We start from the raw sequence: 16,876 nt of genomic DNA on the forward strand, positions 1-16,876 counted from the left end.
CTGGCTTACCGGCTGGCTTTCTTGATATTCCAGAACACCGGCGCGGGCGATTCCAACACGCCGGACAGCTTCTTGCTGTAAGCGGCGGCGGTCTCGATCTGGCCCAGTGTGACGGCCACGCCTTCGTCCAGCATCACGTCCTGCAACTGGTCGGCGATCTGCTTGCGTTCCGGTTCCGTCGCCGCCACCAGAAACTGGTCACGCAGCGCTTCGACCTTAGGCACGGTTGGCCAGCCGAACCAGGCCTTCTCGCCGTTGGCGGACACGCCATAGTTGCGCAGCGGGTCCATGATTTCGCTGACGTGCCACGTGGTCACGAAAATGCTCCAGCCGCCCTTGGCGGGCACGTCGCGGTTGGCGCGGCGCGACAGCATGGTCATGAAATCCATGGCCTGCAATTGCACGTTGAAGCCGGCCTGGCGCAGCTGCTGCGCCATCACCACGGGAATGGCGGACGCCATGGCAATGTCGGTGGCATGCAGGATCACGACAGGCGCGCCGTCGTACTTGGCCTCCTTCAGCAACGCCTTCGCCTTCTCGATGTTGGACGGCACGATCATGTCGGCACGGGTATCGCTGGAATACGGCAGGCCGCAGCCGAACACCGCGCCGCAAGTCTTGAAGAATTCCGGGTCGCCCACTTGCGCCTTCAGGATGTCGCCCTGGCCGACCGCATACATGGCCGCCTGGCGCACCAGCTTGTTGTCGAACGGCGCATTAAGTTGGTTGAAGCGGTACATGGGCTGGTAGCCCATCTTGTCCAGCACACGCAGCGTCAGGTCCGGTGAACCTTTCACCATCGGCACCAGGTCGAAAGGCACGGTCTCGATGTAATCGACCTCGCCGCCCAGCAGGGCATTCACAGTCGTCATCGGGTCGGCCATCGCCACCCATTCCACGCGATCCACGTTGACCACCTTGCCGCCCGCCGTCCAGCTGGGCGCTTCCTTGCGCGGCACGTAGTCAGTGTTTTTTTCGTAGACCGTCTTCACGCCCGGCTGGAATTCCTTCTGCACGAACTTGAAGGGACCGGACCCGGTGTAATCGCTGATGGCCTGTGCCACCGGCGTTTGCGCGACCCGCTTGGGCATCATGAAGCTGGGCAGGCCGCTGGGCTTGCCCAGTGCCGACAGCACGTCGGCAGGGGCCGTCAGCACGATCTTGAATGTCTTGTCATCGATGACGTCCATCGAGGCAACCAGCGGCATGAGCTGGCGACCGGTCTTGTCCGACTGCGCCCAGCGCTGGATCGACGCCACGCAATCCTCGGCCTTCACGGCGGTGCCATCGTGCCATTTCAACCCGTCGCGCAACGTGAAGGTGTAGGTCTTGCCGTCCGGCGAGATCTCCCACTTGTCCGCCATCTGTGGCTGGACTTTGTTGTTCGCGTCTGTCGCCAGCAGCGTGTCGTAGATCATGTAGGCGTGGTTGCGCGTCTGGTGCGACGCCGTCAACACAGGGTCCAGCACCGTCAGCTTGCTGGCCATCACCACAGTCAGCGTTTCCGCCTGCGCGGGCGCCCAGGCCAGGGCAGCGGCGCAAGCCACTGCCGCGCCAACGCGGCCCAGGCCATAGCGGGCTTCAAGTCTTTCAGCATTCAGATAAGCCATGTCATTCCCTTGTAATGTTATGGACGAACGGGGCCTGTGCCGGCCCTTCGGATGGAGTGTCGATCAGGTCACACGACGTCGAATGACAGCGGCGACATCTGTTGCGCGCTGCGGCCGGCCACCAGGTCGCGCGAAGGCACCAGCGCCTCGGCGCGGCGCTGGGCCTCGTCTACCTGCTCGGCGGCCTTGCGGTAATCCAGCGTATGCACCTGTCCCTCGTGCAGCACGCGGCGGCCGTCGATATACACGGTGTGCACAGCGCGGTCCGCAGCGGCGTAAACCAGGCTGCGTACCGGATCGCGCGACGGGCGCATCAGGTAATGCGTCATGTCCACCATCACCAGGTCGGCGCGCGCGCCCACCGCGATGCGGCCCAGGTCTTCGCGGCCCAGCGCCTTCGCGCCACCGACCGTCGCGGCGTGGAACACTTCGCCGGTGGTGACCGCGCGCGGCGTTTGCGCCATCAAGCGAGCCAGATAGCCCACGTGGCGCATTTCCTCGATCATGTTGTGCGGATAGGTGTCCGTGCCGATGCCCAGGTTGATGCCCGCGCGGCGATAGCGTCCAAAGTCGCGCAGCGCCATGCCCCGGCGCATGAAGACCGTGGGGCAATGCGCCACGCTGGCGCCCGTCTCGGACAGGATGGACAGGTCGGTCGCCGTACCCCAGTGCGTATTCGGGTGGTCGTCCACGAAGATGCCGTGGCCGACAATGCTGCCCGGGTCCAACACGCCCAGGCTATGCAGCCACTGGACCGGTGTGAGGCCATGGCGGCGCGTGATTTCGTGAAATTCCGGCAGCGACTGCGCGGCATGAGTCTGCCAGCCGATGCCGCGACGCTTTGCCTCTTGATGACTGGCCTTCAGCAGTTCGGGCGTGCAGGTGTCGATCTGCGCGGGCACCAGCATGCCTGTGAGGCGGCCGCACGCGTGCGCCTCGGCCTTGTCGATCAACGTCAGCGCGCGCTCCATGCCCGCCTCGCCGGCCTTCTCGTTCCAGTCGTACTCCACCACATGGCCGTTGCGCGTGTACCAGCGCGCCGAGCGGAACATGGGCGCGATATACGCCCGCAGGCCGCTTTGCACCATGATGTCGATCCAGTGCTCGTGTGCCACCGACATGTCCACCACGGTCGTCACGCCTGACATCAGCAGTTCGGCGGCGGCCAGCGTCAGCTGCGCGGGCGCGGCCTCGTCGTCGCCTTCCATGGTGGGCATGTACTCGTACAGATTCGAGTTGTACAGGCCCGGTGACCCGGTTTCGTCCGTGTAGCCCTTGTTGATGGGCTCATGCACCAGATGGCTGTGGATGTCCACCAGGCCCGGCATCACCATCATGCCGTTGCCGCTGACGATTTCCGCATCCGGCGTGGCCGCCTGCGCCCCCGCCCCGACGTGCGTGATACGGCCGTCCTTAAAGGCCACGTCGGCGTTCTTCATGTAGACGTGCTGCTGGCGCGAGGCGTCCCAGGCAACCACAACGTCGGCGTTCTTGATCAGGGTAGTCTTCAACGTTATTTCCTCTGAAATGAAGGGCGGATATCCATGTGGCGCGCTGCGTTAGCGCCAGTCTGGCCGCGAGCCCTGGCGGGCGCTGGGCGGCGCCAGGCTGGGCAGCCCGCGCGGCAAAAACTTTCCTTGGCCCGGCGTGCCCGTAAAGCGCTCGCCATCCCAAACGACTTGTCCGCGCAACAACGTCATCGCGGGCCACGCCCGCAGCGTCGTGCCCGCGTACGGCGTGTAGTCCACCGCGTGGTGCAGATGTTCATTGGTGAGCGTGAACTCGCGCTCTTCCCAGATCACCAGGTCGGCATCGCTGCCGATGGCCAGCGTGCCCTTTCGCGGGTACAGGCCATAGGCGCGCGCCGGCTGGGTTGCGGTCAGCTCCACGAAGCGATTCACGCTGATGCGGCCGCCCAACACCCCTTCCGAATACAGCAACGGCATGCGCGTTTCGATGCCGGGAATGCCGTTCGGAATATGACGGAACGCCACCTCTTTGCCGCCGGGCGTCTTGCCGTCCTCGCCGGTCAGGTTGAAGGGCGAGTGGTCGGACGAAAACACCGTGAAAAGGCCGTCCGCCAGCCCCTGCCAGATCTGCTCCTGGCTGGACTTGTCGCGCGGCGGTGGGCTGCACACGCAGCGCGCGCCGAAATAGCTGTCGTCCACGCCTAGATCCGCGGCGGTCAGAAAAAGGTATTGCGGGCAGGTTTCGGCATAGACGTTCAAGCCCTTGGCACGCGCCTCGCGGATTTGCGCGACCGCTTCGCCGCCCGAGATGTGCACCAGCAAGATGGGAACGTCGATAAGTTCGGACAGCGCGATGGCGCGATGGGCGCCTTCGCGCTCCACCAGCATCGGCCGCGAAACGGCATGAAAGCGCGGCGCGGTGCGGCCAGAGGCCTCCAGGCGGCGCGTCAGCCATGCGATGCAATCGGAGTTTTCGGCATGAATCATCGCCATGCCGCCATGCACGCGCGCCACGTCCAGCACGTCCAGGATCTGGGCGTCGGACAACTTCAGCGCGTCATACGTCATATACAACTTGAACGAGGTGTAGCCGGCCGCTATCAGGCGCGGCAGCTCGTCGGCCAGCACGGTGGGCGTGGGGTCGGTCAGGATCAGGTGAAAGGCATAGTCCACGCAGGCTCGGCCGTCGGCGCGCTGGTGGTAATCGTCGATGGCGGCCTGCACCGTGGCGCCCTTGCGCTGCGCCGCGAAGGGGATCACGGTGGTCGTGCCCCCGCAGGCGGCCGAGCGCGTACCCGTGAAAAAGTCATCCGCTAACTTCACGGGCGGCGCCATCGGCTGGTCCAGGTGGCAATGGGCGTCGATGCCGCCCGGCGTGACCACGCGTCCGGCCACGTCGATTTCACACATGCCCGCCGCCAAGCCGCGGCCGATCTGCACAATGCGGCCGTCCACGATCCCCAGATCCGCGCGACAGGTATCGCCGGCCGTTGCCAGCACCGCGTCGCGCAGCACCAGATCAAAACCTTGCTTCGTCATATGCGTCAGCCCGTCTGATCCGCCCTTTCCCTGCCGCGAAAGCGTGGCGGGATGGGCATGTTGTGAGCGGATTCTAGGCCGAATACAAAAATGATTACGCTAGTGATTACCCTGAAATATACATTTCAAGGTCAAATTGTTAACATTATTTTTGACGCTGGCTTCTGGACCTTGCCCAATGCCGACGAATGATCGGGTATCTTCACGTTCATCCGCCAAGTTGCGGCCAACGTGCAGTCTATAAGCAACCTACAAGCGGCAAGAGACCGCTCATTACCCGTGGCGGCGATCCCGCCCCGGCTTCCTACGCGCAAACCAAGAACGAGCCCATGGCATCAGACAAACGCGAAAACTCGGTCACCGGCATCTACGAGCGCATCTACCGCGCCATCCTGGACAACCGCCTCAAGCCCGGCACCAAGCTGGTCGAAGAGCGCCTGGCCGAAATCTTTGAAGTCAGCCGGCCGCGCATCCGTGAGGTTCTTGCGCGCCTGGCCCACGAACAGATCGTCGAACTTTTCCCCCAGCGCGGCGCCTACGTCGCCAAGCCGTCCATCGAAAAAGCGCGCGACGTCTTCGAGGCGCGCAGGCTGATCGAGCCCGCCGTCGTGCGCCGCCTGACGCAGAACCTGACTGCCGAGAAGCTGGCGCGCCTACGCGAACACGTGCTGTTGGAACACGATGCCCGCAAGCGCGACGACAAGCGCGCCATCATCCGGCTGGCCGGCGAATTTCATATTCTTCTAAGCGAGCTGGCGGGCAACGGCGAACTGGCACGCACGATGCGCGAGCTGTCCACGCTGACCTGCCTGGTCATCTTCCTGTACAACCTGCCCACCGCCACCAGCTGCCGCGACGACGAACACGAGCTGATAACCGAAGCCATCGCGGCGCGCGACGCCCAGCGCGCCGAGGAATTGACGCTGCATCACCTGGAGCACATCGAACAAAGCGTGAAGCTGGAATCGGTGGAAGAATCGGTGGACCTGGAAGAAGTCTTCAAGTTCTGACCCACATTGACCGAACCCCAAGCGAAAATAAAGAAAAGCCCCGGGGTGTAAAACCCGGGGCTTGGTCGCATCTGAAGGGCTGGCCCATGACGGCCGGCCTTATCAGTCCTTGTTACTTTGCGAGTACGACGGCTTTATAGTTTCAGCGTAACCGGCACGCCGGCCGCGGCCGAGCAGATTTGCGAGAGGGCGTCCGGCAGTTGCGGGCCGCCACGGGTGTCGTTCCAATGGTGGCCGTCGTAGCGGTAGTGGAAGCCGCCACTGCGGGCGGCTACCCACAGTTCCTGCATGGCGGCCTGGCTGTTGACGACGACATGGGTGTTGTCTTCGAAAACCATGGTCAGGACATTGCCGCTGCGGGTGGTTTCCACGTCGACGTCGAGCGAAGCCGCCCAGTCGTCGGCCTGGCTTTCGATGCTGTCCAGCACCTGGTCGATCAACGCAAGAAATTCGGTTTCGGTCATAATCGAGCCTGCAAGAATTACGGAGTTCCCAGTGTTCCAATTGGCATTCAGCCGCATGGCTCTTCGCATTGTAGCCACGCTTGTGGCCTCCGGCATGGTGGCGGCATGCGGCTATAAGGGGCCTTTATACATGCCGACGCCTGACGGCAAGCCGCCGTCGCGTTCGCAGCCCGCGCCGCAGATCCCTCCCCCTCCTTCGATCCCATGACGACAGCCTTTCCCCTGCCGCCGGAGTTGACCGGCCATCCCTATTTCCAGTACCGCAATAACGTACTGTACGCCGAGGATGTGCCGCTGGACCATCTGGCGCATGGGCTAGGCACCCCGCTGTACGTGTACTCCCGCGCGGCGCTCAAGGCCGCTTGGGAAACCTATCGCAGCGCCATCGGGCCGCTGCCCGTGCTGGTCTGCTACGGGATGAAGGCAAACTCCAACCTGGCGGTCCTCAAGGAATTCGTGCGGTTGGGCGCGGGCTTTGACATCGTCTCTGGCGGCGAGCTCAAGCGCGCGCTGGCGGTGGGCGCCGAGCCCTCCAAGATCGTGTTTTCCGGCGTGGGCAAGCAAGCCTGGGAAATGCGCGACGCGCTGGTCGCCGGGGTGAAGTGCTTTAACGTCGAATCGGAAGACGAATTGCGCCGCCTGTCCGAAGTGGCGCAGGACATGGGCTTGCGCGCGCCGGTGTCACTGCGCGTGAACCCCGATGTGGACGCGCAAACGCATCCCTATATCTCCACCGGCCTGAAAGAGAACAAGTTCGGCATCGCCATTGAATCGGCGCTGGACGTTTATCGCGTCGCGCGGGAGCTGCCGGGCCTGGAGATCGTGGGCGTGGACTGCCATATCGGCTCGCAGTTGACCGATATCAGCCCCTATTTCGATGCGCTGGAAAAGCTGCTGGACCTGATCGATGCGCTGGAACGCGAAGGCATCCGCATCGCCCATCTGGATTTGGGCGGTGGGCTGGGCATCCGCTATACGGACGAGACGCCGCCTTCACCCAAGGCGTTGCTGGACCGGGTATTTGAACGGCTGAACGCGCGCGGCCACGGGCATCTGCATCTGGTGCTGGAGCCCGGCCGTTCGCTGGTGGGCAATGCGGGCATGCTGCTGACCACGGTGCAATATCTGAAGCATTCGCCGGCGCGCAATTTCGCGATCGTCGATGCCGCCATGAACGATCTGCTGCGTCCCGCGCTTTACGAGGCCTATCACGGCGTGCAGCCGCTACGCCCGCGCGCCGGTGATCAGGTGGAATACGACATCGTCGGGCCAGTATGCGAAAGCGCGGACTGGCTGGCCAAGGGGCGCGCACTGGCCATCCAGCAAGGCGACGTGCTGGCGGTGGAATCCGCGGGCGCCTACAGCATGACCATGGCCAGCAACTACAACACACGCGCCCGCGCGGCCGAAGTCATGGTCGATGGCGACCACTACCACGTGGTGCGCCAACGCGAGACGCTGGACGATCTGCTCAAGGGCGAGTCCACGCTACCTTGAAGGCGCGCCGGGGCGGCGGCAGGCGTCGCGCCGCCAAGCCGCTTGTCATCCGCCGGCGCGATTTCCGTCGCACGCAACTTTTGCGTATCACTTGAACTCGTGCGAGATCGCGGCCGGTTTGTCGGCCGCAACCGTCAAGGTCATCCGATGCTCGCCCGCCGTCGCATTGCGCACGGTCACCTGGTAGCGTCCTGGCGTCAAAGACAGTTCCCGCAAGGGCGGGCTGACCCCGCGTGAACGGCCGTTGATCAGGACTTCGCCCCAGGGACGCACGGCAACACGCACCGAAACAGGCGCGGCCTTGGGTGGCGCGATTGAGACGGGCGCGGCTGCGGATGCGGGTGCGGGTGCGGGTGCGGGTGCGGGTGCGGGTGCGGGTGCGGGTGCGGGTGCGGGTGCGGGTGCGGGTGCGGATGCGGATGCGGCGTCGATATTGCTTGCACTGCCATCAGACGCCGGCGCAGGCGCGCCGCCGCTGGAGGCCGCTTCAACACGAGCCGACGGCGTTGCAGGCGTGGGCTGAGAAGCCTGCGATGGCTGAGTTGCAGGAACAGGCGAAGACCCCTGCGACGCCTGGGTCGCGCGCGTGGACTGAGAAGCCTGTGGCGGTTCAGGCGCCGTCGCCAGAGGTTGCTGCGGCGCCGGCGCCCTATCCGGGGTCGGCGCGGGGGCAGGCGCGGGAGCGGAGGCTGTCACGGCAGGCGACGCCTGGGGCGTACGTGCCGACGCTTCGGGCGTACCGGCCAGTTCAACAGGCGTAGACGTCATGCGAACCCAGGCGTACCCGCTGCCCGCCAGCAGTAAGGCGCACGCCAAGATCCAAGGCAAGACGCGCGCGCGTTCACGCGGAAGTTCGCGTGCCATCCGCGCTTCGGTCGGCGGTGCTTCGGGCGGCGATGCTGCGGTCGGCGGCGTCTTGACCTCAGCAGGGGTAGCCACCGTCGGCAAGGCCGCGGGCAATATCGGCGACGTACGCAGCAGCGGCGTTCCTATCGCTGCCGCGAACGCTTGCGCCGTTTGCGGTCTTGCGTGCATCGTCATCGCCAAACCGCTATCCACCGCGTCGCAAAACGCCCTCTCGTACTCGTTAGCGCCCCATTCCTCCAGCGGCAAGCAGTCATCGCGCACGCGACGCGCCAGCGCGCTTGGTGGCGCGCTGCCGGTTGCCAGAAAGTAAGCCAGCGCCGCCAGTCCGTACACATCGGTCCACGGCCCACAGGCATACGCCGGATCATCCGTGTATTGCTCGAACGCCGCATAACCGGCATGCCGGGGCGCGTCCTCGGCGTCGGGCGCCGGTGCTACGGGCGGCGGCGTCAACGTGGGCGCGCCCGTTGCGGCCCTGCCGACGATCGGGTCCCACGGCCCGCCCCCATCAAACGCAACCGCCCCCGGATGGATACCGCCATGCACTCGACCCGCCGCGTGCAACGGCGCCAGCGACGCGGCCAGCCCCGCGACGATGCGCGTGATCTCGTCTTGGCGCTTGCGACCCGGCGGCAAGCGCATCAGGTCGGCCAGGCGCGGGTGGCAAGGCGCGGCAGGTATGCCAGCCGTGCCCGGGCTCGGTGGCGTGATGGAAGCGGTAGTCATGCGCGGTCCTCCGGGGTCGATCAGACTCATGGCCGCCACGTGGGCAGGGACGAGAACAGCCTGGCGAACAACGTGGCGTTCAGCGCGCCGCCATGCACATAGGTTTGCAACGCCGCGCCGTCCGCCTGGTTGGTCCACCAATAGCTCGTGTGCGAACTGGGGTTGAAGCAAAACGGCAGATCGGGCCACGCATTCAACGCGCGGCGCGCCAAGGGCGCGGATTCCGCGTCCAGCCCCGCCCGCAAGATGTCCATGATGTCGTTGCCCCCTCGCGGCGCGGCAGGGCCGGGCGCGGCAGCGGGCATGCGCACTTGCTGAAGACTGCGGTCAAACTGTTCGGGCGCGCAGCCATGGCGTACGGCGGCCAACATGCTGGAGCCCACTTGACGGTAGTAGTCGCCGGCGCCATCCAGCATGCTGCTGTGATATTGCGCGGGCGGCAGCGCCGCGACGACACACAGCGGATACCCGCGCCCCACGCGGTCGCGGCTGGGGGTGATGCAACCCAGCTGCGCCACGCCGGCGCCGGGCCCTGCCGGAATGGCAAAGTTCCAGATAGGCGCCGAAGCAAAACTGCGCGCCGCGGCCGCGTCCGGCGCCTGCTTCAACGCCACCAGCCCGAACTGCAACCAGTGGTCCCACCACGCAATCAGTTCACGCGGCAGACGCCGATGCACGAAGTCGCCCGCGGCCGGGATCTTTCCGTACCAGCCCACCTGCCCGTTCTCCACTCCAAGCTCCATGTCGATGTCCTGGTCACGACGCGCCGGGGCAGGCGAAACCCTGCATCTCGGCTAGATGAAAAGGGCTTTTGACGCTGCTGGCCGTGATCTCCAACACCACCTTGCGACCGCCCAGGTCGAAGGTGGCCAACGTGATCTCCGGCGAGGGGCCGCGTTGCAATTGCGCGCGGTCCAGCATGCGATTCAGCGCCCATGGGCCCGACGTCGTCAGGCCTGCCGCGCCGACTTGCGGCGTCAATTCGATACGCACCTGGTTGCTGCCACGCGGCCCGGGCCATTGCACCGTGGTCGCCACCTGCGGGCCATGCGCGTAGCGCACCGATTGGCCATCCACGTCCATCACAAACTGCGTGATGCCCGCGTCCATCTCCACCGGCCGGATCGCCACGCGGTACGACGGCATGGGGTTGCCCGCCATGAAGTACACATCGCGGATGACGCCCGCGCGCTGGAACGCGTCCAGCGTGGCCGAGCTGCCCCCCGAGCGGCCATCGACACCGGGCTTGAAGCGCCAGCGCGGCCCGGACACGTCGATCTGCGTCGCCAGGTTCTTCTGAAAAAAGTCGTCCATCATGCCGTTCGGCCCGAATAACCTGGCCATGTCGTTGGGGGCAACGTCACGCGTGGAGCGGCTGGAGAACGGATAACGGCCCGCCACCGATTGCCCGCAGAACACGCCGATCGTGGCCGACACCGTCTCGCCCATGCGCGCGCGGGCCACGTCCGACACCTCGCCTGACGCGTTCACCGACAAGGCGTTGAGCACGTCACGCAACGGGCCGGGCAGGCGTCCGGCTTCGGCGCGCAGCTTGGTCACCGAATCGGAACTCGGGGTCGGGCTGCCGCTACGCAGTGCCGCGTCCGCCGCCGTCAGATAGGTGTAAAGCTCATTGATCAACCCCGTGGTGGCGGCAATGGGCGGCGCGGCGCCCGCCGCCCCGCCTTCGTTCTGCGCCAGCCGGCGCCACGGCTCGAAGTACTGGTCAACGATGCGCTCCAGCTTTTCATCCGACGCATCCGCGCGCGCGGCGGCACCCGGCCCCGTCGGGCCGAACATCTGCTCCAGCGCCTCGCGCGTGCTGCCGACACGATCGCGCGCCTGGTCCACCAGCGACCGCTCGTCCTTGGCCGAATCGCGCAGCAAGGAAGTCTCGCGCGCGACCCCGCGCACCAACTGCACCAGCGGTGATTCCGGCGCGGACAAGGTACGCGCCATCTGGATGTTTTGCAGCAACGACTTGCTGGGCGCCAGCTGCAAGTCGTTCAGATAGCCATCCCACTGCGCCACATAATCATTCATGTACAGGCGCTTGATGCCCGCCACCAATTGGCGCTGCGCCGCTTGGTCCAACATGCCGGGGGCCGGAATGTTCAAGATCCACGCATCGTCCGACCGCAGCACCTCGGCCACGCTGGACACGCGTTTGTTGAACACGTCCCAATAGCCACGATAGCTGTACAGCGACGGGATGCCCTGGCTTAACGGCTTGCCGCTCTTGCGCACGAACACCGCGCTGGCCTGTGCCCCGCCCAAGGTCACGGCGGTGTTCTCGGGCGCGATATCGGTATTGGCAAGCGTGCGGCGCAAGCGGCTGTAGGCGCGTTGCGCCAGCGTATAGCGCGCCAGCTTCTCGCGCGCCTGCGCCACCAGCGCCTCGTCCTTCGGAAAAGGCGATGCCAGCACGTGACCCTGTGTCAGGTGGCGCAAATGCAGCGACAACTGTTCGTACTGGCGGCGCGTGTACCCGTCAGGCAACGTCGATTGCATATCCGACAACAGCCACGCATGCATGAACTCGGCGTCGTAGCGGTCGGCCTCGTACAACATCAGATAGGCGCGCAACGCCTCGTACGAATACTCCAGGTCGCTTGCCGACGCATCCCGCAACGCGGCCTCCACGCGCCGCGCCACCTGCGGCAACAGCACCTGATCCAGCGTGTTGTCATACACGCCCTGCGCGGCCGCTTGCAGCTTGAAGCCCTGATAAAGCCCGAAGCGGTACGCCAGTGGCGGCGAGTCGATCTCAAAGCGTTCGTGGCGCGGCAGATACCAAAGGCTGTCCAGAAACGGCATCAAGCCCAGCAGGTCGCCCGTGCGCGTGATCTTGATGTCGCGCGTCAGCTTTTCCACGGCCGGCACGCGCCGCGCCACTTCATCCACATAGGCCGAGTTGTTGCGATAGCTCAATGCCCAGCCGGCAATCAGCGCCACGAACATCGCCGTGACCAGCCCGTAACCGGCCCAGTGCAATTGCCGATAGCGGCGTTCCCAACGCAGGTTACGGCCTGCCAGGCCCGCTTCCCGAAAGATGACGTCGCGCAGCAGGTTTTTCAGGAAGTAGCTGCGGCCCTCGCCCTCGCCCGGCACGCTGGGCGCGGGCGACGGCGCACCATCGATGCGCAGGTACCGCTTCAGATGGCCGGTCACCTGGTCGAAGGTTTCGCCCCCTTGCGTGCCGCTGGTGAAGTACACGCCGCGCGGGATGACGCGCGCTTCAAACTTCGACGTGGCGAACACGTCGCTAAGGAAATGGCCCAGGATGTTTTGCAGCCCGGCAAATTGCTGCGGCAGCATGTAGGCCAGTGCGCGCCGCGCAGGGTCTTCCTCGGCGGCCACCACTTCCGGCAAGGCGTCATCCAGCCGCCGTTGCAGCAGCGCGTACTCGGCATGGAAGGCGTCGTACAAATCGAAGTCAGGCTCCTGCGTGCGCGCGTAGGGCAAGGTAAAGCCCCACACCTGCGCCAGCTCATCGCGGCTGAACGACGCAAAGTACTCTTCGAAGCCGGACAACAGATCTGTCTTCGTCACCAGCACGTAGACAGGAAACGCGATGCCCAGCTGCTCGCGTAGTTCCTGCAAGCGGCGCCGCAGCACCGCCGCGTGCTGCGCACGCTGCGCATCGGATGCCGACAACAGGTCTTCGACACTGACCGTCAACATGGCGCCGTTGATCGGCTGCCGGCCACGGTACTTGGTCAGCAGGCGAAGAAAGCCGCGCCACTCTTCCTCGTCGCCCGTGGGGTCGCTTTCGTGGGTGGTGTAGCGCCCCGCCGTATCCAGCAGCACCGCGTCGTCGGTAAACCACCAATCGCAATTGCGCGTGCCGCCCACCCCGCGCAAGGCGACCTTGCCGTAGCGCTCGGCCAACGGGAAGTTCAAGCCCGAGTTCACCAGCGCCGTCGTCTTGCCCGCCCCCGGCGCGCCGATGATGACGTACCAGGGCAGCTGGTACAGATACTGTTTCGAGAATCGATCCAGCGGACGGCGCTTGCCGCGATTCTCAAAGCGCGTCTTGCGCAGCAGTTCGACGGCTTCATCAAACCGCGCTTCCAGCTGGCGGATCTCGTCGTTCTCGGCAACGTCTTGCACGGCCTTTTCGGCGCGCGGCCGGGGACGCAACTGGCCGAGTAACTGCGCGTTCAAGCGCCCTTCCCGCCACTTGCGCCACACCCAGCGCAGCAGCCATATGGCAAACATCGCCACGATGACGATGATGCGCACCGTCTGGCTTTCCAGCGGCCGCACGGCACCCACCGCGATCAGCGGCCCCGCAATCCAGATCAGCAGCGCCAGCGCCACCAGGCCCAGGAAATTCCACACACGCCGGCTGAAGAACCATCCGAACAATCGGTAGATCATTCTTTGCCTCCTTGTGCATCGCCCTCATGCGGGGTGGGCGGCACCAGCACCGTGATTTCCACGCGGCGGTTCAGCGCGCGGCCTGCCGCCGTATCGTTGGGTGCGACCGGGTCCGCATCCCCACGCCCTTCCGCCCGGACGCGCGCCGAAGCCGATTGCCCCAGGCGTTGTTCCAGCATGTCCTTGACGGCGTCCGCGCGGGCCTGCGACAGATGCCAGTTGGACGGAAAGCGCGCGCTGCGCATCGGTATGTTGTCGGAGTACCCGCGTACCAGAATGCTGCCCTGCGTCTCGCGCAACGCGTCCGCCACGCGCGACAGCACGGGCAGGTACTGATCGCGAACGGAACTGGCACCGGACTCGAACACGCCGTCTCCGCGCAACACCACCACGCTGCGGTCCACCTCGTCGCGCACGCTGACCAGCTGGTCGCGGATTTCGGGCGCCAGGAACACCGCCAGGCGCGGCGCGGGCGCGGGCCGCTTCACCACCGCCGGGGCGATCTGCACGACAGGCGGCTTGAGCTGGCTGATGGACGCAAACACGCCGTCCGACTGGCTGCCCAACCGCCATCCCAACCCCCAATACAAAGCCAGCGCCAGCACGGCAGCCAACGCGCCGAAGACCCACAGCGGCACGGGCAACCGCCGCAGCGGCGTTTGCGCGGGCTCATCGCGCCAATGGGGCGACAGCGCAAGCGCGTACTCCCCACGTGCCCCCCGCAGGATGCGCAGCAAGCGCTGGCGCAGCGTTTCCAGTTGCGAACGGCCGTTGTCCATCACGCGGTAGCGGCCTTCAAAGCCCAGCAGCAGGCAGTAATACAGCAGTTCAAGCAGGTCCAGGTGTTGCGCCGGGTTTTGCGACAGCTTGGCCAGCAGCTGGAAGAATTTCTCGCCGCCCCAGGTCTCGTTGTGAAAGGTCACCAGCAGACTGTGGGCCGACCACACACCGCCCCCGCCCCACGGGGTCAACGCGGCGGCTTCGTCCAGCGCGGTGCACAGGCAGTAGCGCGCGCCCAGGATCGTTTCGTTGGGAGTGCCCGCCTGCTGTGCGCGCAACTCAAACTGACGGATCTCGTCCAGCAAGTGCTCGCGCAGCATCGCGGGCGACGGGTGCGACGCGGTGGCGCGGATTTGCGGGATCAAGTCCAACAAGGGGTTGGCCGCCGCCACCAGCGGGTTGGCGCCGCTGATGACGTAGTCATGAGGCCGCAGCCGGCTGGAGGCCTGGCCGGGCGTGTCGCCCAGGCTTCCCGGCGGGGCGGACAGGGTGTGGTCTGATGCATGCATAGCTGTCTCCGCGTTCAATCCCGCAACGCCCAGAACTCCATCGTCAGGCCGGGGAAGTCACCCGCCAAATGCAAGGCCAGCGCGCCGGTGCGCTCCAGTTGCTTCCAGAACTCCCCGCTTTTATCCAGCTCGAAATACACATGCCCCGCGCTGTAGGGAATCTGGCGCGGCGCCACCGGCAGTGCACGTACCGCAACGCCCGGCAGTTGCAAGTGCACCAGATCGCGGATGCGTTCGACCGGGCCGATCTTGACCTGCGCGGGAAAGCGCGCGCGCACGGTGTCCGTGCCCATGTCCGCATGCACCGCCAGCACGAAGCCGGCGGTTTGCAGCAGCTCGGCGTCTGCAATCTGCGCCACGCGTACGCCCTGGCCCCGGTCTTGCAGCGGGATCTGCAACGCGCGCTGCTCAAGCACTGCCGACAGCGACCGGCGCAACTCGTGCATCAGCGGCGCGAACGTGTTTTGCAGATCGTCATGCACGTACTCGGGCAACACCTCTGGACGCCGTGTCGTGGACGTGAAGGTGGCCAGATCGCAGGCCAGCATCAACCAGTCGTGGAACAGCCGCTCGGGATGCTGGCCGGCGCTCTGGCGGGCATGCCAAAGCGCCCCGACGTAGCGGTTGACGGTTTCCAGCAGCATGAAGTCGGAGACCTCGGACACGCCGCCACGACCGGGCTGCGACAGCCGCGCGGCCAGGGCTTCGCTACGCGCACCCAGCAGGCCATACAGTTCGTTGATCCACCCGCGCAGCACAGGGTGTTCGCCGGCCGCCAGCCACGGCGCCACGTAGCCGTCGTCCAGCACGATGCGGTTGTCGGGCCGGCGCTCCACCACGCGCGCAACGCCCAGGCCCAGCCAATCGTCGGTGAGCTCGTCTTCCAGCATCAGCCGCAGTCGCAGGCGGCCCAGTTGCAGCAGGGCGGGCTCCAGCGCCACCGAGCCGGTGTCGTGCACATCGGCCTCGTGCACGAGATAGCGGGCCAGGGTGTCTTCTTCGCCTTCGTAGACAACATCGGTCGCGCCGGGACGCGTACGGGGAATCGCCAACATGACGCGCGCGTCGCGCGCCCGCGCCGGCACCTCCAGCGCGGCGGGTGCGGCGGCCGGACCGGCAAAGTCGAACGGGGTGCCGTCGGGCATGACGCCTGACGCGTCAGTCAACACCAGCTTGCCGATCGCGAGTGCTTCGCGGTCCACCGACAGATGCGAAAACCCCCAGAAGAACCCTTGCGCCGCCACCGCACGCTGCGTCGCCGCGTGCAGCAGATGACGCTCCAGCTGCTGGAAATGCTGCGGCCGCAGGAACATGCCCTCCGACCAGATCACTTTGTCTCTGCTCACCATGCTCAGGTTCTCTTGTTATCGTTTGATTTGTGCTGCTAGAAAGGCCACCACGAACGGCTTCGGTCCACTTCTTCCAGGCCAGCGCGCGTCACGGCCACTTTCACCGTCTCCTCGTTCGGTGAAAACTGCCATACCTTGTAGATGTTCGTGTTCTGCGGTTCGGGCAGCGACACCAGCAAACGCCATTTGCTCTGCTCAAGATCCCGGTACGCGGCCACCACGCCCACCACGCGCGCGTCCGCGTTGCCGGGGTAATGCAGCACCTTCGTATCCCCCGGCCGCAAGATGACCTGTTCGGTGTTGAGCAGCTCGGTGCCCAGCGCCGCGCGCGCATCGACCTGCAAAGTGAAAAAGTCGCTGGCCTGGAAGGTGCTGGCCGACTTCAATTCATAGATGGTCACCTGCACCGGCGAGGGCCTGCCACTGGCGCTGGCGTTTACCTTCGGGTCCGCGCGCAGTTCGATGGCGTAAGGCGCGGGCACGCGCTTGGCGGTGGATGAACATCCGACGATCAGCGCCCCCGCCGCCAGACATGCCGCGACGCGCGGCCAACGCCCCCGGGGACGCCCCGTGGGCAAGCTTGTCTCGTAAGAAAACCGGTTCATAAGTCCTCGGAAATAAAACACACACGTCTGTTACGCCACGACGCAACCGCCACGCGCCGGGCCGCTAT

The 16,876-nt window shown here is 65.6% G+C and carries 13 protein-coding genes; 3 read left to right on the forward strand and 10 right to left on the reverse strand.

All coding sequences use genetic code 11. The annotated features are described in order from the left end of the window. Positions 1-5 precede the first annotated feature (5 nt). The 3 genes from AC0Z35_RS07080 to hydA all read right to left on the reverse strand — a co-directional run bounded on the left by AC0Z35_RS07080 (position 6) and on the right by hydA (position 4,618). Positions 6-1,610, reverse strand: a complete 1,605-nt coding sequence (locus tag AC0Z35_RS07080; RefSeq protein ID WP_104142491.1) for an ABC transporter substrate-binding protein — start codon at positions 1,608-1,610, stop codon at positions 6-8. 68 nt (positions 1,611-1,678) lie between these two features. Beyond that, complete coding sequence (locus AC0Z35_RS07085; protein WP_485131045.1) at positions 1,679-3,121, reverse strand: amidohydrolase family protein; 1,443 nt, start codon at positions 3,119-3,121, stop codon at positions 1,679-1,681. Between the two features lie 48 nt (positions 3,122-3,169). After that, positions 3,170-4,618 carry a dihydropyrimidinase gene (gene hydA, locus AC0Z35_RS07090; protein WP_485131044.1) on the reverse strand — a complete coding sequence of 483 codons (1,449 nt, stop codon included), beginning with the start codon at positions 4,616-4,618 and terminating at the stop codon, positions 3,170-3,172. A gap of 329 nt (positions 4,619-4,947) precedes the next feature. On the opposite strand from hydA, the gene AC0Z35_RS07095 reads away from it, so the two are divergent. Next, entirely contained in the window at positions 4,948-5,628 is a 681-nt protein-coding gene (locus AC0Z35_RS07095; protein ID WP_046802905.1) for a GntR family transcriptional regulator, read from the forward strand. Between the two features lie 134 nt (positions 5,629-5,762). On the opposite strand, the gene cyaY is transcribed toward AC0Z35_RS07095, so the two are convergent. Then, a complete protein-coding gene (cyaY, locus tag AC0Z35_RS07100; protein WP_046802904.1) occupies positions 5,763-6,092 on the reverse strand; it encodes an iron donor protein CyaY in 330 nt (109 codons plus the stop codon). Positions 6,093-6,147: 55 nt separating this feature from the next. Between cyaY and lptM the strand changes: the two genes are divergently transcribed. Next, complete coding sequence (gene lptM / locus AC0Z35_RS07105) at positions 6,148-6,300, forward strand: LPS translocon maturation chaperone LptM (protein WP_082134345.1); 153 nt, start codon at positions 6,148-6,150, stop codon at positions 6,298-6,300. After that, positions 6,297-7,589 carry a diaminopimelate decarboxylase gene (lysA, locus tag AC0Z35_RS07110; protein ID WP_046802903.1) on the forward strand — a complete coding sequence of 431 codons (1,293 nt, stop codon included), beginning with the start codon at positions 6,297-6,299 and terminating at the stop codon, positions 7,587-7,589. Before lptM ends, lysA begins: the two co-directional genes overlap by 4 nt. An 87-nt stretch (positions 7,590-7,676) precedes the next feature. Here the strand turns inward: lysA and AC0Z35_RS07115 are convergent, their stop codons facing one another. The 6 genes from AC0Z35_RS07115 to tssJ are packed head-to-tail and all read right to left on the reverse strand — an operon-like array spanning position 7,677 to position 16,781. Then, positions 7,677-9,182 (reverse strand): serine/threonine-protein kinase, encoded by a 1,506-nt coding sequence (locus AC0Z35_RS07115; protein ID WP_485131043.1) that lies wholly within the window; start codon positions 9,180-9,182, stop codon positions 7,677-7,679. A 26-nt stretch (positions 9,183-9,208) separates the two neighbouring features. Further along, on the reverse strand, positions 9,209-9,925 hold the full coding sequence (gene tagF, locus AC0Z35_RS07120; protein ID WP_046802901.1) for a type VI secretion system-associated protein TagF: 717 nt from the start codon (positions 9,923-9,925) through the stop codon (positions 9,209-9,211). A 13-nt stretch (positions 9,926-9,938) separates the two neighbouring features. Next, entirely contained in the window at positions 9,939-13,565 is a 3,627-nt protein-coding gene (gene tssM, locus AC0Z35_RS07125) for a type VI secretion system membrane subunit TssM (protein ID WP_485131042.1), read from the reverse strand. Further along, positions 13,562-14,854, reverse strand: a complete 1,293-nt coding sequence (locus AC0Z35_RS07130) for a DotU family type VI secretion system protein (protein WP_485131041.1) — start codon at positions 14,852-14,854, stop codon at positions 13,562-13,564. The genes tssM and AC0Z35_RS07130 overlap by 4 nt, the downstream gene beginning before the upstream one ends. Positions 14,855-14,868: 14 nt before the next feature. Continuing rightward, positions 14,869-16,203 (reverse strand): type VI secretion system baseplate subunit TssK, encoded by a 1,335-nt coding sequence (tssK, locus tag AC0Z35_RS07135; RefSeq protein WP_485131040.1) that lies wholly within the window; start codon positions 16,201-16,203, stop codon positions 14,869-14,871. A gap of 35 nt (positions 16,204-16,238) precedes the next feature. Beyond that, positions 16,239-16,781 carry a type VI secretion system lipoprotein TssJ gene (gene tssJ, locus AC0Z35_RS07140; protein ID WP_485131039.1) on the reverse strand — a complete coding sequence of 181 codons (543 nt, stop codon included), beginning with the start codon at positions 16,779-16,781 and terminating at the stop codon, positions 16,239-16,241. Between the last annotated feature and the right edge of the window lie 95 nt (positions 16,782-16,876).

The organism is Achromobacter sp. 1L-A-4-B-C2, from assembly GCF_057291955.1.

What these genes read in the sequence shown, in the direction of transcription:
- hydA (WP_485131044.1), bottom strand. Translation starts at nt 4,618, where the DNA reads ATGACGAAGCAAGGTTTTGATCTGGTGCTGCGCGACGCGGTGCTGGCA.
- tagF (WP_046802901.1), bottom strand. Translation starts at nt 9,925, where the DNA reads ATGGAGCTTGGAGTGGAGAACGGGCAGGTGGGCTGGTACGGAAAGATC.
- AC0Z35_RS07115 (WP_485131043.1), bottom strand. Translation starts at nt 9,182, where the DNA reads ATGACTACCGCTTCCATCACGCCACCGAGCCCGGGCACGGCTGGCATA.
- lptM (WP_082134345.1), top strand. Translation starts at nt 6,148, where the DNA reads ATGGCTCTTCGCATTGTAGCCACGCTTGTGGCCTCCGGCATGGTGGCG.
- lysA (WP_046802903.1), top strand. Translation starts at nt 6,297, where the DNA reads ATGACGACAGCCTTTCCCCTGCCGCCGGAGTTGACCGGCCATCCCTAT.
- tssM (WP_485131042.1), bottom strand. Translation starts at nt 13,565, where the DNA reads ATGATCTACCGATTGTTCGGATGGTTCTTCAGCCGGCGTGTGTGGAAT.
- AC0Z35_RS07095 (WP_046802905.1), top strand. Translation starts at nt 4,948, where the DNA reads ATGGCATCAGACAAACGCGAAAACTCGGTCACCGGCATCTACGAGCGC.
- tssK (WP_485131040.1), bottom strand. Translation starts at nt 16,203, where the DNA reads ATGGTGAGCAGAGACAAAGTGATCTGGTCGGAGGGCATGTTCCTGCGG.
- cyaY (WP_046802904.1), bottom strand. Translation starts at nt 6,092, where the DNA reads ATGACCGAAACCGAATTTCTTGCGTTGATCGACCAGGTGCTGGACAGC.
- AC0Z35_RS07130 (WP_485131041.1), bottom strand. Translation starts at nt 14,854, where the DNA reads ATGCATGCATCAGACCACACCCTGTCCGCCCCGCCGGGAAGCCTGGGC.
- AC0Z35_RS07080 (WP_104142491.1), bottom strand. Translation starts at nt 1,610, where the DNA reads ATGGCTTATCTGAATGCTGAAAGACTTGAAGCCCGCTATGGCCTGGGC.